General features: G+C 72.9%; 17 protein-coding genes. 8 read left to right on the top strand and 9 right to left on the bottom strand.

What is annotated here, in order from left to right; all coding sequences use genetic code 11:
• Positions 1-52: 52 nt before the first annotated feature.
• From B7W94_RS12370 to B7W94_RS12340, 7 genes are all read right to left on the bottom strand, one after another.
• Positions 53-823 (bottom strand): enoyl-CoA hydratase/isomerase family protein, encoded by a 771-nt coding sequence (locus B7W94_RS12370; protein WP_085606795.1) that lies wholly within the window; start codon positions 821-823, stop codon positions 53-55.
• 9 nt (positions 824-832) lie between these two features.
• A complete protein-coding gene (gene paaE, locus B7W94_RS12365) occupies positions 833-1,996 on the bottom strand; it encodes a 1,2-phenylacetyl-CoA epoxidase subunit PaaE (protein ID WP_085606793.1) in 1,164 nt (387 codons plus the stop codon).
• Positions 1,996-2,499, bottom strand: coding sequence for a 1,2-phenylacetyl-CoA epoxidase subunit PaaD (gene paaD / locus B7W94_RS12360; RefSeq protein WP_085606791.1), 504 nt, complete (start codon positions 2,497-2,499; stop codon positions 1,996-1,998). Before paaD ends, paaE begins: the two co-directional genes overlap by 1 nt.
• Positions 2,493-3,365, bottom strand: coding sequence for a 1,2-phenylacetyl-CoA epoxidase subunit PaaC (gene paaC / locus B7W94_RS12355; RefSeq protein ID WP_085606789.1), 873 nt, complete (start codon positions 3,363-3,365; stop codon positions 2,493-2,495). Before paaC ends, paaD begins: the two co-directional genes overlap by 7 nt.
• Entirely contained in the window at positions 3,362-3,691 is a 330-nt protein-coding gene (paaB, locus tag B7W94_RS12350) for a 1,2-phenylacetyl-CoA epoxidase subunit PaaB (RefSeq protein WP_025103829.1), read from the bottom strand. The genes paaC and paaB overlap by 4 nt, the downstream gene beginning before the upstream one ends.
• Complete coding sequence (gene paaA / locus B7W94_RS12345) at positions 3,691-4,686, bottom strand: 1,2-phenylacetyl-CoA epoxidase subunit PaaA (protein WP_085606787.1); 996 nt, start codon at positions 4,684-4,686, stop codon at positions 3,691-3,693. Before paaA ends, paaB begins: the two co-directional genes overlap by 1 nt.
• Positions 4,687-4,773: 87 nt before the next feature.
• Complete coding sequence (locus B7W94_RS12340; protein WP_085606785.1) at positions 4,774-5,193, bottom strand: pilus assembly protein CpaE; 420 nt, start codon at positions 5,191-5,193, stop codon at positions 4,774-4,776.
• Positions 5,194-5,282: 89 nt separating this feature from the next.
• On the opposite strand from B7W94_RS12340, the gene B7W94_RS12335 reads away from it, so the two are divergent.
• Positions 5,283-7,409 carry a RecQ family ATP-dependent DNA helicase gene (locus B7W94_RS12335; protein ID WP_085606783.1) on the top strand — a complete coding sequence of 709 codons (2,127 nt, stop codon included), beginning with the start codon at positions 5,283-5,285 and terminating at the stop codon, positions 7,407-7,409.
• 30 nt (positions 7,410-7,439) lie between these two features.
• Here the strand turns inward: B7W94_RS12335 and B7W94_RS12330 are convergent, their stop codons facing one another.
• The gene (locus B7W94_RS12330) at positions 7,440-8,207 is read right to left on the bottom strand and encodes an IclR family transcriptional regulator (RefSeq protein ID WP_085606781.1); all 768 of its coding nucleotides are present in this window, start codon (positions 8,205-8,207) and stop codon (positions 7,440-7,442) included.
• Positions 8,208-8,355: 148 nt separating this feature from the next.
• Here B7W94_RS12330 and dhaK point away from each other — a divergent pair, with 148 nt between their 5' ends.
• The 7 genes from dhaK to B7W94_RS12295 all read left to right on the top strand — a co-directional run bounded on the left by dhaK (position 8,356) and on the right by B7W94_RS12295 (position 16,439).
• Positions 8,356-9,348 (top strand): dihydroxyacetone kinase subunit DhaK, encoded by a 993-nt coding sequence (gene dhaK / locus B7W94_RS12325; RefSeq protein ID WP_025103834.1) that lies wholly within the window; start codon positions 8,356-8,358, stop codon positions 9,346-9,348.
• A complete protein-coding gene (dhaL, locus tag B7W94_RS12320) occupies positions 9,348-9,989 on the top strand; it encodes a dihydroxyacetone kinase subunit DhaL (protein WP_085606912.1) in 642 nt (213 codons plus the stop codon). Before dhaK ends, dhaL begins: the two co-directional genes overlap by 1 nt.
• Positions 9,986-12,529 (top strand): phosphoenolpyruvate--protein phosphotransferase, encoded by a 2,544-nt coding sequence (gene ptsP, locus B7W94_RS12315; RefSeq protein WP_085606779.1) that lies wholly within the window; start codon positions 9,986-9,988, stop codon positions 12,527-12,529. The genes dhaL and ptsP overlap by 4 nt, the downstream gene beginning before the upstream one ends.
• A gap of 58 nt (positions 12,530-12,587) precedes the next feature.
• Positions 12,588-13,889 carry a sensor domain-containing protein gene (locus tag B7W94_RS12310; protein WP_085606777.1) on the top strand — a complete coding sequence of 434 codons (1,302 nt, stop codon included), beginning with the start codon at positions 12,588-12,590 and terminating at the stop codon, positions 13,887-13,889.
• A gap of 104 nt (positions 13,890-13,993) precedes the next feature.
• Positions 13,994-14,419, top strand: a complete 426-nt coding sequence (gene paaI, locus B7W94_RS12305) for a hydroxyphenylacetyl-CoA thioesterase PaaI (protein ID WP_025103838.1) — start codon at positions 13,994-13,996, stop codon at positions 14,417-14,419.
• A 31-nt stretch (positions 14,420-14,450) separates the two neighbouring features.
• A complete protein-coding gene (paaK, locus tag B7W94_RS12300; RefSeq protein WP_085606910.1) occupies positions 14,451-15,767 on the top strand; it encodes a phenylacetate--CoA ligase PaaK in 1,317 nt (438 codons plus the stop codon).
• Between the two features lie 63 nt (positions 15,768-15,830).
• Positions 15,831-16,439: a TetR/AcrR family transcriptional regulator gene (locus tag B7W94_RS12295; protein ID WP_085606775.1), complete on the top strand. Its 609-nt coding sequence runs from the start codon at positions 15,831-15,833 to the stop codon at positions 16,437-16,439.
• 85 nt (positions 16,440-16,524) lie between these two features.
• Here B7W94_RS12295 and paaZ read toward each other — a convergent pair whose 3' ends face one another.
• The gene (gene paaZ / locus B7W94_RS12290) at positions 16,525-18,606 is read right to left on the bottom strand and encodes a phenylacetic acid degradation bifunctional protein PaaZ (protein ID WP_085606773.1); all 2,082 of its coding nucleotides are present in this window, start codon (positions 18,604-18,606) and stop codon (positions 16,525-16,527) included.
• Between the last annotated feature and the right edge of the window lie 10 nt (positions 18,607-18,616).

The raw sequence follows: 18,616 nt of genomic DNA, 5'->3' as shown, positions 1-18,616 counted from the left end.
CCGGGGTCGGACACCGCACGAGACGGTTGACAGCGACGACCGGGCCGTGGCGTCAGCGCCCGCGGAACTCCGGTTTCCGCTTCTCCTGGAACGCGGCGAAGCCCTCGCGGTAGTCCTCGGTGTCGCACAGGGCGGCCTGCGCCGCGTTCTCGACGTCGATGGACTCCCACAGGGTGATGCGTTCGTCGCGGATGCGGGCGACGAGCTCCTTGCTCGCCCGGAAGGCGGCCGTGGCGCCGTGGGCGGCCTTCCCCGCAGCGGCCGTCGCAGCGGCGAGCACCTCGTCGTCCGGGAAAACCTGGGAGAAGAGCCCCGAGCGCACGGCTTCCGTGCCGCTCATGAGTCGGCCCGTGTAGATGAGGTCGAGGGTCTTGTGCGGGCCGAGCCGGTCGAGGAACAGCGCGTGCCCGCCGGAGTCCAGGGTCGCGCCGAGCGCTGCGAACGGCGAGCCGATCTTCGCCGATTCCGCGACGTACACGACATCCGTCGCGATGAGCAGGCCGAGTCCCACGCCCAGACAGGCGCCGTGGGCGACGGCGAACGTCGGCGCGGGGAAGCGGGACATCCGCTGCAGCAGCGGTGTCACCCGCCCGCCGAGGTAGCCGAGCACGTCGTCGTCGCGCGGATCGACGGCGGAGATGTCCCGCCCGGCGCAGAACGCCCGCCCTTCACCGCGGAGCAGCAGCGCGCGCACCCCGGCGGCCTCGGCATCCCGGTACGCGGCGTCGAGCTCCGCGAGGGCGGCCTCGTCCAGGGCGTTGAGCTTCGCGGGGGCGTCGAGCACCACGGTGGCGACGTCGTCGGCGATGGCGAGATCGATCATCAGGACTCCTCAGACGTCGTAGTCCACGACCACGCGGTCGCTGGTGGGATGGGACTGGCAGGTGAGCACGTAGCCGCGCTCCAGCTCGTCGGGCTCCAGGGCGTAATTCTCGGTCATCGTGACGCTGCCCTCGATCACGCGCGCGCGGCAGGTGCCGCAGACGCCACCCGCGCACGCGAACGGCGCGTCCGGCCGCACCCGCAGTGCGGCGTTCAGCACCGACTCGCGCGCCGCGACCGGGCTCTCCACCGTCGAGGACACGCCGTCGAGGTTCACCTCGATCCGTACCGTCTTCTCGCCCGAGCGCACCGTGACCGGCCGGGCGGCCCGCACCGGCTCGTCGCCGGTCGTGAACAGCTCGAAGCGCACGTGCTCGCGGGGTACGCCCACGTCGGCCAGCACCTCCCGGCAGAGGTCGACGAGCGCGAGCGGTCCGCACAGAAACCACTCGTCCACGTCGGCCGGGTCGATCAGCGCGTCGAGGATCGTCCGCAGCTTGGGCTCGTCGATGCGGCCGGAGAGCACCGGCGCGGTCCGCTGCTCGCGGGACAGCACGTGGTGCAGCGTGAGCCTCGTCGGGTAGCGGTCCTTGAGGTCGGCGAGGTCTTCCAGGAACATCACGTCCAGCGTCGAGCGGTTCGTGTAGAGGAGCGTGAACCGCGAGGTCTGCGACCGGGAGAGCACGGTGTGCGCGAGGGCCATCAGCGGCGTGATCCCGGAGCCGGCCGCGATGCCGACGACGTGCTTCTCGTCCAGGTCGTCGAGGCCGGAGGTGAACGTGCCCTGGGGGCTCATGACGTCGATGCGGAAGCCCGGGTGCAGGCCGGTCTGGGCCCACGTGGAGAACATCCCGCCCTCGTCGCGCTTCACGGCGACGCTCAGGCGGGTCGGCATGCCGTCGGTGCGGTGCTCGGGTGCCCGGCACAGCGAGTAGGAACGCCGCACCTCCACGCCGTCCAGCATCGTCCGCAGCGCCACGTACTGCCCGGGGAGGTGGTCGTAGTCGTCGGCGAGTTCCGCAGGTACCGTGAAGGTCACCTCGACGGAGTCCTCGGTGAGCGGGCGGACCTCCTCGACGGTGAGCGTGTGGAACCGGGCGCGGCTCCGCGCGCGGGCCGGGGAGACGGGCGAGGGCGCCGGCGTCGTCGCCGGAGCCGGGGAGAACAGCGACATCAGTGCACCTTGAAGTGATCGAAGGGTTCCAGGCAGGCGCGGCACTCGTACAGCGCCTTGCACGAGGTCGAGCCGAAGCGGGAGACCTCCCGGGTGTCGAGCGAGCCGCAGCGGGGGCAGCGCACGCTGAGGGCGAGCCGGATCGGACCGGCGGGTACGGCCGCGCGGCCGCTGGGCGGCGCGATCCCGTAGGCGCGGAGCTTCTGCTTCCCGGCGTCGCTCATCCAGTCGGTGGTCCACGCGGGGGAGAGCACGAGCCGCACCTCGACGTCGGCGAACCCGGCGGCCGTGAGCGCGAGGACCACGTCGTCGCGGATCGTGTCCATGGCCGGGCACCCGCTGTAGGTCGGCGTGATGTCGACGACCACGCGCTCGCCGCGGAGCTCGACCGCTCGCAGCACGCCGAGGTCCTCGATCGTGAGCACCGGCACCTCCGGGTCCGGCACGGCGGCGGCGATCCGCCAGGCCTGGGCCTCCGCGTCGGCGGCGGTCCGGGTCACCATGACGCCCCCGGGTGTCGTCGGGCCAGGACCTGCATTTCGGCGAGGAGGTGGCCGAAAGGGGTCGCGTGCTCGCCGTTCCGGCCGCCCGCCGACGACGCCGGAACCTCCGGCACCGTGAGCTCGGCCTCGGCGAACACGGTGGCGATGACCGCGTCGAACGGAGCGCGGAGGCTCGACGGGCGCACGGCGACGTCGCCGAGCCGGTCGATCAGCGGCTCGTCGCGGAACAGCTCGTCGACGTACGGCCACACATCCGCGAAGGCGCGGATCATCCGCCGCCGCGACTCCTCCGTGCCGCCCGCCAGGCGCAGAACCCACTGCACGGCGTGGTCGCGGTGGTAGTCGACCTCCTTGAGCGCCTTCTCCGCGATCGCGGCGAAGGTGGGCTCGGAGCTCGCGCGGAGGGCGGCGTAGAGCTCCACCAGGTAGACCGAGGCGACGAGCTGGCGCGCGATGGTCTGCGCGAAGTCGCCGTTCGGCTGCTCCATGATCCACGCGCTGCGGAACTCCGGCTCGTCGCGGAAGTACGCGAGATCGTCCTCGGTCCGGTTGTCCCACGTGCCCGCGAAGTGCAGGAAGGAGCGCGCGTGGCCGAGCAGGTCGAGGGCGATGTTGCCGAGCGCCACGTCCTCCTCGAGCTCGGGGGCCCGGGAGATCCAGGCGCCGAGCTGCTGCGACAGGATGAGGGCGTCGTCGCCGAGCCACAGGGCGTACTCGGCGATGTCGGCGCTCGCCGCGGTCGTGCCGGCGCCCGCGAGCTCCTCGCTGAGCCGCAGCTCGTCGACGGAGACGTCGCCATGCGCGTCCCCGTGGACGTCGCCGGGGCCCTGAGCGGAGCCGGCTCCCTGAGCTTGTCGAAGGGTCACAGGTGCGGCACCCCCTCGGACGCGGTGTAGTACACCGCGTGCCGGTAGTTCTTGCCGGCGGGGCTCTCGAAGTACGCCCCCTTGGCGTCGGGGTCGCTCGTGGTGATCGCCTCGGCGGGGACCGCCCAGATCGACACGCCCTCGCCCCGGCGGGTGTAGAGGTCGCGCGCGTTGCGGATGGCCATGTCGGCGTCGGGGGCGTGCAGCGAGCCGACGTGCACGTGGCTCAGCCCGCGGTTCGCCCGCACGAAGATCTCCCACAGGGGCCAGACCTCCCGGCCCTGGGTCCCCGAGCTCGTCGAAGGGTCGGCTCCGGGGGTCGCCATCACGCCACCGCCCCTTCGACACGCTCCCGGCTGAGGCGGGAACGCTGCTTGCGGGCGTACTCCGCGGCGGCCTCCCGCACCCACGCGCCCTCGTCGTGCGCCGTGCGGCGGCGCTCCAGACGCTCGGCGTTGCAGGGGCCGTTGCCGCGCAGCACCTGGAAGAACTCGTCCCAGTCGATCTCGCCCATCTCGTAGCGACCGGTCTCCTCGTCGAACCGCAGGTCCGGGTCGGGGAGGGTGACGCCGAGGATCTCGGCCTGCGGCACGAGCATGCTCACGAACCGCTGACGCAGCTCGTCGTTGGAGAAGCGCTTGATCTTCCACGCCATCGACTGGGCGGAGTTGGGGGACTGGTCGTCGGGCGGTCCGAACATCGCCAGGCTCGGCCAGTACCAGCGGTCCACCGCGTCCTGTGCCATCTGCCGCTGCTCGTCGGTGCCGCGCATGAGCGAGAGCAGGATCTCGAACCCCTGGCGCTGGTGGAACGACTCCTCCTTGCAGATGCGCACCATCGCGCGCCCGTAGGGGCCGTAGGAGGCGCGGCACAGCGGCACCTGGTTGCAGATCGCGGCGCCGTCGACGAGCCAGCCGATCGCGCCCATGTCGGCCCAGGTGGGGGTGGGGTAGTTGAAGATCGACGAGTACTTCGCCTTGCCGGAGATGAGCTGGTCCATCATCTCGTCGCGGGTGATGCCGAGCGTCTGCGCGGCGGAGTAGAGGTAGAGCCCGTGCCCGGCCTCGTCCTGCACCTTCGCCATGAGGATCGCCTTGCGCTTGAGGCTCGGGGCGCGGGTGATCCAGTTGCCCTCGGGCTGCATGCCGATGATCTCGGAGTGCGCGTGCTGGGAGATCTGCCGGATGAGGGTCTTGCGATAGGCCTCGGGCATCCAGTCGCGCGGCTCGATGCGCTGCTCGTTCGCGATCAGCTCGTCGAACAGGCGTTCCTCGTCGGAGGTCTCGCCGTCCACGAGGGACAGGTCTGCGGGACTGGTCATCGTCGACTCCTCGGGCTCCGGTCCTTCTTTACTGACCGATCGTTAGGTAATTCTGACACACGCGACGGCCCGATTCAACAGGACGTGTCAGCGGGAGCGCGAGATCAGCGCCAGCAGCGCGCGGCCGTAGGCCTCCGCCGGGTCCGGGTGCTCGAACCGCAGGGGGGTACCGGCGAGTTCGATCTCGACGCGGAACGTGTCGGGGAGGCGGGTGAGGGCACGGAACGTCCCGCGGAGCAGGTCGCGCAGCTGGTCCTCGCGCGGCAGCCACACCGCATCGGCGAGGGTCACGGCGTCGAGCGCCCACTCCGTCGTGCCGTTGAAGGCGAGGTCCGTGCCGGCCGGCGTCTGCCGCGCCTCGATGGTCATCGCGCTCACCGTGAAGACGTCGGCCTCGGCCTCCAGCTCCACCTCGTCCGGCAGATCGAGCTGGAACCGGTCACCCTCCGCGGGCTTCCAGTTCAGGCCGGCATCGCGGAGCGCGACGGCGAGTTCGCGGGTGATCATTCCTCCACGCTACGGCCTTCCCACCGGTCATCCACCGAGAGCGGGCGGCGGGCGGAGTCCTGTCCGAGGTCTGCGGCAGAGTGGAGGACATGAGCTCTCCGACCGCCGTTCCCCTCCGCGAGGCCGCCCGCGCCGCCCTCGGCGAACTCGTCGGCCGTCCCGACGTCGACTTCCACGACGGCCAGTTCGAGGCGATCGAGGCGCTGGTGGAGGGGCGTCGCCGCGCGCTCGTGGTGCAGCGCACCGGGTGGGGGAAGTCGGCGGTGTACTTCGTCGCGACCCTGCTCCGTCGCCGGCAGGGAGCCGGCCCGACCGTGCTCGTCTCCCCGCTCCTGGCGCTCATGCGCGACCAGATCGCCGCGGCCGAGCGCGCGGGCGTGCGCGCCGTGGCGATCAACTCGACGAACGCCCACGAGTGGGCCGAGGTGCAGGAGCGGCTCGCCGGAGACGACGTGGACGTCCTGCTCGTCTCGCCGGAGCGGCTGAACAACCCGGCCTTCCGCGAGGAGCAGCTGCCCGCGCTGGTGGCGCGGCTCGGCATGCTCGTCGTCGACGAGGCGCACTGCATCAGTGACTGGGGGCACGACTTCCGTCCGGACTACCGCCGACTGCGCGACCTCATCGCGCAGATGCCCGCCGACGTGCCGGTGCTGGCGACGACTGCGACGGCGAACTCCCGCGTGGTGGCCGACGTGGCCGAGCAGCTCGGGGCGCTGCCGGGTGGCGCGGGCGGAGCGGAGGCGGTGCCCGTGCTCACGATCCGGGGGCCGCTCGCCCGTACCTCGCTGCGGCTCGGGGTGCTCCGCCTCAAGGACTCGGCGAGCCGCCTGGCCTGGCTGCTCAGCCACCTCGACGATCTCCCCGGCAGCGGGATCATCTACACGCTGACCGTGGCGGCGGCGGTCGACACCGCGCGGTTCCTGCGCGACCACGGCCATGACGTGCGCGCCTACACGGGGCAGACCGACCCCGAGGAGCGTGCCGAGTCGGAGGGCATGCTCAAGCGCAACGAGGTGAAGGCCCTCGTCGCGACCAGTGCCCTCGGCATGGGGTTCGACAAGCCGGACCTCGGGTTTGTCGTCCACATCGGCGCGCCGTCCTCACCCGTGGCGTACTACCAGCAGGTGGGACGAGCGGGGCGTGCCAGCGAGAGCGCCGACGTGCTCCTGCTCCCCGGTGTCGAAGACCGCGAGATCTGGCACTACTTCGCGACCGCGTCGATGCCGGACCGGGAGCGTGCGGAACGGGTGATCGCGGCGCTCGGCGACAGCCCGATCTCGACGCCGGCGCTGGAGGCCCTCGTCGACATCCGCCGCACGCCCCTCGAGCTGCTGCTGAAGGTAATCGACGTGGATGGTGCCGTGCGCCGGGTGCAGGGTGGGTGGGTCGCGACGGGACAGCCGTGGACGTACGACGCCGAGCGCTACGAGCGCATCGCCGCCGAGCGGGTGGCGGAACAGGAGCACATGCTCGAGTACGAGCGCACGGACGGCTGCCGGATGGCCTTCCTGCAGCGGGCTCTCGACGACGACACCGCGGCCCCGTGCGGCCGGTGCGACAACTGCGCGGGCGTGTGGTTCCCGGCGGAGGTCGCGCAGACGGCGAGCGCACAGGCGGCCGCCTCCCTCGACCGGGTGGGCGTGCCGGTCGAGCCGCGTCGCGCGTGGCCGACAGGGGCCGACCGCCTCGACGTGCCGGTGCGCGGCCGCATCCCCGCGGGAGAGCAGGCCGACGAAGGGCGTGCCCTCGCCCGGCTCACCGACCTCGGCTGGGGCGGCACGCTGCGCGAGATCTTCGCGGCAGGCGCCCCGGACGCGCCGATCAGCCCGGCGCTGCTGCAGGCCTGCGTGCGCGTGCTCGCGGGGTGGGGCTGGGCGGAGCGGCCGGTGGCCGTGATCGCGATGCCGTCGCGGTCGCATCCGCAGCTCGTCGACTCCCTCGCCCGCGGGCTGTCCGAGATCGGGCGGCTGCCGTACCTCGGCGCGCTGGAGTGGCGCGGCGGAGGGCCTTCGGGGCAGGCGGGCGGGAACAGCGTGTTCCGGCTCGCGGGGGTATGGGACCGCTTCGACGCGGCGCATCTCGAGGTCCCCGCCGGCCCGGTGCTGCTCGTCGACGACCTCATCGACAGTCGCTGGACCCTGACGGTCGCGGCGCGCGCGGTGCGGCAGGCCGGGGCCACGGCCGTGCTGCCGTTCGCGCTCGCCCTGCGCGGCTGACCGCCGGGATCGAGGAGGACGCGCCCGCCGTCAGTCCTCGGCGGGGGCCACGGGCGGTGGCCAGGACGTCGCGCCGAGTTCGCGGGAGATGTTCCGTGCCGTCTCGCGGAGCGCGTGCACGACGGTGTCGGATGCCGGTGCCTCCGCGGTCGGGAGCACGACGGCCACCGCGGCGACGATCGTGTTCGAGGCGTCGGCGATCGGCGCCGCGAGAGACGACTCGCCGAGGACGGCCTCGTCGCTCTCCGCCGCCGTCCCGCGCTCCGCGATCCCCGGCAGCTCGAGGGTCAGTCGCGCCACGTCGGTGACCGTGTCGCCGGTGAGGCTGCGCAGGGGCTCGGCGAACACGCTCTGCTGAAAGCCCTGGTCGTACGCGAGGAGCACCTTCCCCATCGCGGAGGCGTGCGCGGGGACCGCCATCCCCGTCTCCAGCATCTGCGGGCTGTCGTCGGGGCGGAGGTTGTGGTGGATCACGAGGACGTCCGTGAGGTGCGGGGCGCCGAGGCGCACGGACATCCCGGTGCGTCGCGCCAGCTCCTGCGTCCAGCGCATCGCCCGCGCCCGCACGTCCAGGGTGTCGAGGTACACGTTGCTCAGTCGCAGCAGGGTGGGGCCGAGCATGTACCGCTGTCCGCCGCGCTCCTTCGCGACGAGGCCGTGCGCGCGCAGCGACTTCACGAGGCCGTGCACGGTCGACGGCGGCAGGCTCAGGGCTGCGGAGAGGTCCGTGATGCCGAGGTGGCGGGCGCCCTGGAGCAGGTCGAGGATCTTCGCCGCGCGATCGATCGCCTGGATCATGCGCGTCCTCCTTCCGGTCGTCGTCGAGCCGGGTCTCCGGTCGCCGGATCGATCTTGACAACCCGGCAGGCTCCGAGCATATTCGACATTGACGAATCCTTTTCGGATTTTCGCTCGAGACTCACGCCGCATCAAAGGAGATCGCAGGATGAAGAAGCTCATCAACGCCCCGGAGGACGTCCTCGTCGAGTCCCTGAAGGGCGTCGCCGCCGCACACCCCGAACTCTCGGTCGACCTGGAGAACCACGTCATCACCCGGGCGACACCGAAGGCGCAGGGCAAGGTGGCCGTCGTCTCCGGCGGCGGATCCGGCCATGAGCCCCTGCACGGCGGCTACGTCGGCACCGGCATGCTCGACGCGGCCGTCGCCGGCGAGGTCTTCACCTCGCCCACCCCCGACCGCGTGCAGGTCGCCACCCAGGCGGTCGACCGCGGCGCCGGCGTGCTGCACATCGTCAAGAACTACACGGGCGACGTGCTGAACTTCGAGATGGCCGCCGAACTCGCCGCCATGGAAGGGATCGAGGTGGGCACGGTCGTCGTGGACGACGACGTGGCCGTACAGGACTCGCTCTACACCGCGGGGCGCCGAGGCGTCGGCCTCACGGTCCTGCTGGAGAAGCTCGTGGGGGCGGCGGCGGAGGAGGGCCGCGACCTCGCGGCCGTGGTCGACCTCGCGAAGCGCATCAACGGTCAGGGACGCTCCATGGGCATGGCCCTCACCAGCTGCACGGTCCCCGCCGCGGGCAAGCCCACCTTCGACCTCCCCGACGACCAGATGGAGATCGGCATCGGCATCCACGGCGAGCCGGGACGCCACCGTGAGCCGCTCGCCCCCGCGTCGGAGATCGCGCGGCAGCTCGTCGAGCCGATCCTGGGCGACCTCGACGCCACCGGGCCTGCGATCGTGATGCTCAACGGCATGGGGGCCACGCCCCTGATCGAGCTCTACCTCATGTACGGCGAGGTCGCGTCGATCCTGGAGAGGTCCGGAGTGCAGATCGCGCGCAACCTGGTCGGCAACTACATCACGTCCCTCGACATGGCCGGGTGCTCCGTCACGGTGCTCAAGGCCGACGACGAGCTGCTGCGGCTGTGGGACGCCCCGGTGATCACCCCCGGCCTGCGGTGGGGCGCGTGATGGCGGCCGTCGGCACCGACGCCCTCGTCGACTGGATCTCCCGGTACCGGGAAGCCGTCACGGCGCAACGGGACTGGCTCACGGAACTGGACTCCGCCATCGGGGACGCCGATCACGGCGCGAACATGGCGCGGGGCTTCTCGGCGGTCGGGGAGAAGCTCGCGGCGACGACGCCCGCGACGATCGACGAGCTGCTCAAGACCGTCGGCATGACCCTGGTGAGCTCGGTGGGCGGCGCGAGCGGCCCCCTCTACGGCACGTTCTTCCTGCGCATGGGGATGTCCGCCGGTGCGGTCACGTCGCTCGACGGACCGGCGCTCGCCGCCGCGCTCCGGGCGGGCCTCGAGGGCATCGTCGCGCGGGGCAAGCCCGAGGCGGGCGACAAGACGATGTTCGACGCCATGGCGCCCGCGGTGGATGCCTTCGACGCCGCCCTCGCCGGAGGAGCCGATGCCGCGTCCGCCGCCAGGGCGGCGGCGGATGCCGCGTCGGCCGGCCGCGACGCCACGGTGCCGCTCGTCGCCCGGAAGGGCAGGGCGAGTTACCTCGGGGAACGCAGCGCGGGCCACCTCGACCCCGGAGCCGCCTCGACCGCGCTCCTGTTCGAGGCGCTCGCGGCGGCCCTCGCGGACGCCGGATGATCGGGATCGTCGCCGTCTCCCACAGCGCCCGGCTCGGGGAGGCGGCGCTCGAACTCGCCCTGCAGATGGTGCCGGGCGGCGGCGTGCGGGTCCGCGTGGCGGCCGGGGCCGGCGTGGACGCGGACGGCGCGCCCATCCTCGGGACGGACGCCGTCGCGGTGTCGGCGGCGATCGACGAGCTCGCCGCCGAGGTCGACGGCGTGCTCGTGCTCATGGACCTCGGGTCGGCCGTGCTGAGCGCCGAGCTCGCGCTCGAACTGCGCAGCAGCGACGTGCCGGTGCGGCTCGCGCCCGCGCCGTTCGTGGAGGGTCTCCTCGCCGCGGTGGTGGCCGCGGCGGCCGGGGGCGACCTCGATGCGGTCGCCGCTGAAGCCGCCTCGGCGCTGGCCGCGAAGACCGGTCAGCTCGGCCCGACGGACGATGCGACGGCGGAGGACATCGTGACGTCGCCCGCGGAGCGCGCTCCTGACGGGGCGGAGCCGGCCGAGGAGACGGTGTCCCGTCGGGTGCGGGTGCGCAACCCTCTCGGCATCCACGCCCGGCCCGCCGCCCTGATCGCGGAATCGGCGGCGGGCGCGGACGTGCGCCTGCGGCGGCTGCCGGACGGCCCGGAAGCCGCGGCCGGGAGCCTGACCCGGCTGCTCGCGCTCGGGGCGCGTCAGGGGACCGAGATCGAGCTCACGGGTCGGGGAGCCGACGCGGAGGCGGCGATCAACCGCCTGGTGTCGCTCTTCCAGGGCGGGTTCGGCGAGGGCGTCGAGACGGACGAGGGCGCCGCCGGCAGCCCCGGAACCGCACCCGCGCCCGCGCTCGGCACGGCCGGCGACGACCAGGCGGGAGCCCGGGCCGACCACGAGTCGGCGCCGACGCCGGAGATCGTCTCCGGATCCGTGCTGCAGGGCCGCGGCGTCAGCCCGGGACGTGTGGCCGCGAGGGCGGTGTCCCTCGCGCCGGCACTCCCGGAACCGGATGCCGAGACCCTCGTCCCGCCCGAGGGTCGGGAGGCGGAGGTCTCCACGATCGAGTGGGCGGCGGTCGCCGTCGCCGATCAGCTGCGCTCGCGCGCCGAACGGGCCCGCGGAGAGGCGCGGGCGATTCTGGACGCGTCCCGGCTCCTCGCCTCGGACCCGGAGCTCGTCGCCGAAGCCACCGCCCTCGTGCGCGCACAGGGGCGGACGGCGGCGCGGGCGGTCTGGGAGACGTCCGCGGCACACGAGGCGGCGCTCGCGGCGCTCGGCGGGAGGGTGGCGGAGCGCGCCGCCGACATCCGTGACGTCCGCGACCGCATGATCGCCGAGATCCTCCGGGTGGACATGCCCGGGGTCCCCGAGCGCGACGAGCCGTTCGTGCTCGTCGCGACCGACCTCGCTCCCGCCGACACGGCAGCGCTGGACGGCGGGAGCTGCGTCGCTCTCGTGACCGCGGACGGCGGGCCCACGTCGCACACGGCGATCATCGCGCGGGCACTGGGACTGCCCGCCGTGGTCGGTGTGCCAGGGGCGACCGGTATCCCCGAGGGCGCCATGCTCCTCGTCGACGGCGATAGCGGCACGATCCATGTCGACCCGGACGAGGCGGAGATCGCCGAGGCGCGGGCTGCAGCGGTCGTGGTGACGTTCGACGGACGGGGCCGTCTCGCCGACGGGACCCGCGTGCCGCTCCTGGCCAACGTCGGAGGAGCGTCGGATGCCGAGAGCGCGGCCGCGGCGCACGCCGAGGGGGTCGGACTCTTCCGCACCGAGTTCTGCTTCCTCGACCGGACAGCGGCGCCGAGCATCGAGGAGCAGGTCGAGGCGTACCGCGGGGTGCTGCGCGCATTCCCCGGGCGGAAGGTCGTCGTGCGCACGCTGGATGCGGGGAGCGACAAGCCGTTGCCGTTCGCGAACGACGACGACGAGGAGAACCCCGCGCTCGGTGTGCGGGGCCTGCGCCTCTCCCGTCGCCGGCCCGCACTCCTCGACGATCAGCTCCGCGCGCTGGCCAGGGCCGCCGATGCGGAATCCGCCGAGGTGGAGGTCATGGCCCCGATGGTCGCCACGGTCGACGAGGCCGCGGACTTCGCGGCGCGGTGCCGTGCCGCGGGGCTGGACAGAGCGGGGATCATGATCGAGACCCCGGCGGCGGCGCTGCTGGCCGCCGAGCTGTTCGAGGTCGTGGACTTCGTGAGTCTCGGGACCAACGATCTCGCGCAGTACACCCTCGCCGCGGACCGGCTGTCCAGTGCGCTCGCCGATCTCAACGATCCCTGGCAGCCGGCGGTCCTGCGGCTCATCGGGACGGTCGGGGCGGCGGGACGCGCGGCGGGCAAGGCCGTCGGCATCTGCGGGGAGGCGGCCGGTGACCCGGCACTCGCCCCCCTGCTGGTCGGGCTCGGAGCGACCTCGCTGTCGATGACGCCGCGCGCCCTCGGGCGGGTGGCGGCCGCGCTCGATGCCGTGGACGCCGATGCCTGCCGGCGGGCGGCCGAGGGCGCGAGCGGCGCGAGAACCGCGGCGGACGCGCGGCGGGCGGCCGCCGGCGTCCTGAGTCCCGGATCCTGACCGCTATCCTTCCCTCAGGGGCGCGCATCGGTGCGCACGAGACCACTCGGAGGGGTTCATGACGGCTGCGGCGCCCGGGAGGCGGAAGAGGCGCGGCGCGGCGTTCCTCGCGGCGGCGACGGCAGCGGCGCTGATCGCCGTGCCCGGATGCGCGGCGACCCCGGAGGCGACGCCCACGGCGACCGCCTCTCCGGTGACGGAGACGCCGACGCCGGAGCCGTACGACGGCCCGCTCCTGTTCGTGGGGGACGACCTCGACGCCTTCGCGCTCACGCCGGCCGAGGTCGCCGACCTGCTTCCGTCCGCGCCGCCGGCGGGTGAGGTCGACGACATTCTGCTGCAGTACGCGGACGGGGGCGGCCCGGACTTCACCCCGTCCGTGTGCGGGATGCTGATCATGGAGACCTCGATGTTCAGCATCGGGGCGCGCACGGTGCCCTGGGCGGACGCCGAGGACACGCAGAACAGCGGCAAGCAGGAGATCCTCCAGTTCGCGTCGGAGGACGTGGCGGCCGAGCGCATGGATCTGCTCGCCTCGACCGTCGACCGCTGCGCGCAGTTCGACGCTCGGGGTGAAGGCACCTTCAACGCGGTCGCCGTGCCCGATGAGGAGGGCGTGCGGGCTTTCGCCGGCACGATGACCATGAACTCCGGCGGAAACCCCTGGCGCGTGCACCACGCCTTCGCCGCCGTCGGCAACGTCGTCGTGCACCTGCGGCAGCCGGCGCTCGACGGCTCCGCGTTCGACGCCGAGCGCGCGGCTCTGCTCCTCCGGGATCGGGCGGTCGAGGCGGAAGCCGCTCTCGTCGAGGAGCTCACGGACGACCCGCCGGTCGCCGAGACCCCGGCGCCCGCCGACCCCGCCGCTCCGTGGAGCGACTGGGAGATGACGACGACGGGTGTGGGCCCCCTCGTGCTGGGCACCTCGCGCGAGGAGGCGGTGGCGGCGATCCCGGGGGCCACCGTGGAGGAGTTCGACTGGTCCGACCGGCAGGTGCGCGTCGTGAGCGCCGACGGGACGTCCCGCCTCGTGCTGCACTTCGCCGAGCAGGGGGATGCGCTGGCGGCGGTCACCGCCGGCATCGCGAACATCCAGGGCGACGTCGAGCCGGACGGCGCCGCGCTGCCCGCCGCCGGGGGAGTCCGGATCGGCGCTCCGCTGACGGAGGCGGTCGCGGCCTTCCCTGAGGGCACGTTCCTCCGCGTGGTCTCGTCCGGCGAGTACTTCTACGAATGGTCCACGCGGGAGGGAGGCACGATCCGCTTCCGCGCGGATCGCGACTTCTCCGACCCGGCGGCGGTGATCACCGGCGTCACCGTGGAGGACGCGACGCTGCGGACGCCGTTCCGGATCGAGTGACCCCACCCGCGTCCCCGACACCCTTGCGTTACTGACCGATCGTTCAGTTAGTATGGGCGGACGGGACGCGGTCGTCCCGTCCCAGCGCGACGAGGAGGTCGGCGATGACGGAGGCGACGGATACGGCGGAGGCCGTGCGGCCGAACCGGGCCATGATGGAACGCGACCGGGCCTCGGCGATGCTCGGGCTCGTGGTCGAACGCGACGACCCGGGGCACGCGGTCGTGTCGATGCGCGTCCGTGAGGACATGACCAACGGCTTCCAGATCACCCACGGCGGGCTCGTGTTCGCGCTCGCCGACACCGCCTTCGCGATCGCCTGCAACGAAGACGATCGGGTGACGGTGGCCGCCGGTGCCGATATCTCGTTCCTCAAGCCCACCGTCGCGGGGCAGACGCTCACCGCGACGGCCGTCCGCCGCACCCGCACCGGTCGCTCCGGCCTCTACGACGTGACGGTCGTGGACGAGCAGGGCGACGCGGTCGCCGAGTTCCGCGGCCGCTCCCGCACCACCTCCCAGACCTTCTGATCCGCCGTTCCGAGGAGTCCCCGTGTCGACGATGACCGCCCCCGCCTCCGCCCTCCGCCCGCCGACGACCGACGAGCTCGACCCCGAGGAGCGGATGAGCCGCGCCGAGATCGAGCGCCTGCAGCTCGAGCGCCTCCAGTGGACCGTGCAGCACGCCTATCGCAACGTGCCGCTCTACACGCGGAAGTTCGACGAGGCGGGCGTGCATCCCGACGACATCCGCACGCTCGACGACGTGCACCGGCTGCCCTTCACCACCAAGGACGACCTGCGCGAGACGTACCCGTTCGGGATGTTCGCGGTGCCGATGGCCGACGTCGCCCGCATCCACGCGTCCAGCGGCACCACGGGCCGCCCGACCGTCGTCGGCTACACGCGCGGCGACCTCGACCGCTGGGGGACGCTGGTGGCCCGGTCGCTCCGCGCCAGCGGCATCCGGCGCGGCATGAAGGTGCACAACGCCTACGGGTACGGCCTGTTCACGGGTGGGCTCGGGGCGCATGCCGGCATCGAAGCCCTGGGCGCCACCGTGATCCCGATGTCGGGCGGACAGACCGCCCGGCAGGTGCAGCTCATCCGCGACTTCGAGCCGGACGCGATCCTGTGCACCCCGAGCTACCTCCTCACGATCGCCGACGCGATGGCCGCGCAGGGCATCGACCCGCGGTCCACCTCGCTCCAGGTCGCGGTGCTCGGCGCGGAGCCCTGGACCAACGAGATGCGGCACGAGCTGGAGCAGCGGCTCGGCATCGACGCCCTGGACATCTTCGGGCTCAGCGAGGTGATGGGGCCGGGCGTCGGCAACGAGTGCCTCGAGACCAAGGACGGCCCGCATCTGTGGGAGGACCACTTCCTGCCCGAGGTGATCGACGGCGACTCCCTGCAGGCGCTGCCGGATGGCGAACGGGGCGAGCTCGTCTTCACCTCACTCACCAAGGAGGCGTTCCCCGTCATCCGCTACCGCACGCGCGACATCACCCGCCTGCTCCCCGGCACGGCGCGTCCGGGTATGCGGCGGATGGAGAAGGTCACCGGGCGCAACGACGACATGATCATCCTGCGCGGCGTCAACCTCTTCCCGACGCAGATCGAGGAGCTGGTGCTCGGGATCGAGCAGCTCACGCCGCACTTCATTCTGGAGCTGACGAAGGAAGGGCGGATGGACGCCCTCACCGTCCGTATCGAGCGGCACCCCGACCTGTCCGTGGAGACGTGCGAGGCGGCGGCGCAGGTGCTGGTGCAGCGCATCAAGGTGTTCATCGGCTCGTCGGTCGCCGTGCGGCTGGAGGAGCCGGGGGCGCTGCCGCGCAGCGAGGGCAAGTACAAGCGCGTCTACGACCTGCGCTGACACGCGGGGGTCTCGGCGTCGACCTCCGCGATGCGCGCGGCGGGCGGTGCGAGACTGAGGGGGATGTCCGAGATGCAGACCACGCGGCGCGGCCGCCCCGGGTACGACCAGCAGGGGATCCTCGCCGTCGCGGTGGCCGCCTTCAACGAGCACGGCTACGACGCGACCTCGATCGGGATGCTCGCCGAGCGCCTCGGGCTGTCGAAGTCGGCGATCTACCATCACTTCGGGTCAAAGGACGAGATGCTCGACCGCGCCCTCGACAGCGCCCTCGGCGGGCTGGAGGCGGTGGTCGACGCGCCCCTCCCGAACAGCGGGGGAGCCGCCGATGCGGTCGCCCGCCTGGAGCACGTGCTCCGCGGGGCCGTCCATGTGCTCGTGGACCAGCTCCCCGCCGTGACGCTGCTGCTGCGTGTGCGCGGGAACACCGACGTCGAGCGCCGCGCCCTCACCCGGCGGCGGGCGTTCGACCGTCGCATCACGGCCCTCGTCGCGGAGGCGCAGGCCGAGGGTGCCCTGCGCTCCGACATCGACGCGGCCGTCGTCGCCCGCCTGACGTTCGGCATGATCAACTCGATCGTCGAGTGGTACCGCCCCGGCGGTCGCGAGGGCGCCGACCGCCTCGCTGACGACGTCGTCGCGATCGCCCTCGACGGCCTCCGCCACCCCTGACTCGCGAGACCCCGTCTTCGCGCCGAGGCCCCGCCGTCTCCGCGTGGGAAGGGCGGGGCCTCGACGAGAACCCGGGGTCTCGGGATCAGGCGGGGGTGAGCTCCTTCGCGACCAGGGTCAGGACGTCGTAGGTCGCGACGAGCTCGTCGTCCTGGTTCTTCAGGACCGCGTCCCAGCGCACCTCGCCGTACTCGTCGGTCTCCCGCGGCGTGATCTGCTTGGCGGTGAGCTCGACGCGGATCTCGTCGCCGGGGGACACCGGGGTCACGAAGCGCAGGTTCTCCAGCCCGGAGTTCGCGAGCACGGGACCGGGAGCCGGATCGACGAAGAGCCCGGCCGCCCACGACACGAGCAGGTAGCCGTGGGCCACGCGTCCGGGGAAGAACGGGTTCGCCGCCGCCGACGCCTCGTCCATGTGCGCGTAGAACGTGTCGCCCGTGAACGCCGCGAACGTCTCGATGTCGTCGAGGGTGACGGTGCGCGAGGGGCTGACGACCTGATCGCCGATGCGCAGCTCCGCCAGCGACTTCCGGAAGGGGTGCACGCCGTCGTCGGTGTCGAACGGGCGGGCCGAGGCCCCCTGGTGCCAGACGCCGGTGAGCGCGGTCATCATCTCCGGGGAGCCCTGCACCGCGGTGCGCTGCATGTGGTGCAGCACCGCCCGGATGCCGCCGAGCTCCTCGCCGCCGCCGGCGCGACCGGGGCCGCCGTGCACGAGGTTCGGGAGCGGGGAGCCGTGGCCGGTCGAGCTGCGGGCGTCGTCGCGGTCGAGGAAGAGCACGCGGCCGTTGTACGCGGCGATCCCCGCGGCGAGCGTGGTCGCGACCTCCGGGTCGTGCGTCGCGACGCTCGTCACGAGCGAGCCGCCGCCCCGGGCCACGAGTGCCGCCGCCTCGTCCAGCGTGCGGTAGCCGAGGATGCTGGAGACGGGGCCGAACGCCTCGATCTCGTTCACGGCGGGGCTGGTCGCATCGGTGAAGCGCAGGAGCATCGGCGCCACGAACGCGCCGTCCTCCGCCGGGCCCTCGCTGCCGTCCGCACGGCGGACCGTCGGCGTCTCGGGGGAGCCGATCACGAGCTCGCCGCCGCCCTCGCGGAGTCGCGCCACCTGCCGGAGCACCTCGTCGCGCTGGGCCGTCGAGGCGAGCGGTCCCATCGTCACGCCCTCCGCGCGCGGGTCGCCCACGACGATCCGCGCAGCGAGCCGGTCGCGCACGGCGGCGATCACGTCGTCCACCGCGTCCTCCGGCACGATCGCCCGCCGGATCGCGGTGCACTTCTGCCCGGCCTTCGACGTCATCTCCGCGACGAGCTGCTTCACGTAGGCGTCGAACTCCGGCGTGCCGGAGGCCGCATCCGTGCCGAGGACCGAGGCGTTGATCGAGTCGGTCTCGCTGGTGAAGCGGACCCCGCCAGTCTGCACCGCGTCGTGAGCCCGCAGCCGCTCCGCCGTCGACGCCGAGCCGGTGAACGCGACGAGGTCGCCGAGGCGCAGGTGCTCGAAGAGGTCGGGCACGCTGCCGGACACGAGCTGCAGCGACCCCTCGGGCAGCAGACCCGATTCCACCATCACCCGCACCATGGCCTCGGTGAGGTAGCCGGTGGGGGTGGCGGGCTTCACGACCGTGGGGACACCGGCGAGGAAGGCCGGCGCGAACTTCTCCAGCGAGCCCCACACGGGGAAGTTGAAGGCGTTGATCTGCACCGCCACCCCGGGCAGCCGGGTGTAGATGTGCCGACCGAGGAAGGAGCCGTCCCGGGACAGGTTCTCCACGGCGCCGTCGACGTAGACCTTCGCATTCGGCAGCTCGCGGCGGCCCTTGCTGGAGTACGCGAAGAGCACGCCGATGCCGCCGTCGATGTCGACCAAGGAGTCCTGCGCGGTGGCGCCGGTGCGGCTGGAGAGCGCGTACAGCTCCTCCTTGCGGGCGGTCAGCGCGAGCGCGAGCTGCTTGAGCAGCACGGCGCGCTGGTGGAACGTGAGCTCCCCGAGCGCGGCCTGGCCGGTGGTGCGGGCGAAGTCGAGCGCCGCGCCGAGGTCGAGGCCGGTGGTGGAGACGCGGGCGACCGTCTCCCCGGTCGAGGCGTCGCGCACCGCGGTGGCGTCCGCGTCGGAGGCGGGCGTCCACCAGGAGCCCTGCACGTAGCTGGGGAGGATCTCGGTCATGGGGGTTCCC

Source organism: Microbacterium sp. LEMMJ01 (genome assembly GCF_002114135.1).
Taxonomy (GTDB): domain Bacteria; phylum Actinomycetota; class Actinomycetes; order Actinomycetales; family Microbacteriaceae; genus Microbacterium.
The sequence above is the reverse complement of the archived record's forward strand: the minus strand, read 5'-3'. Positions and strand labels throughout refer to the sequence as shown.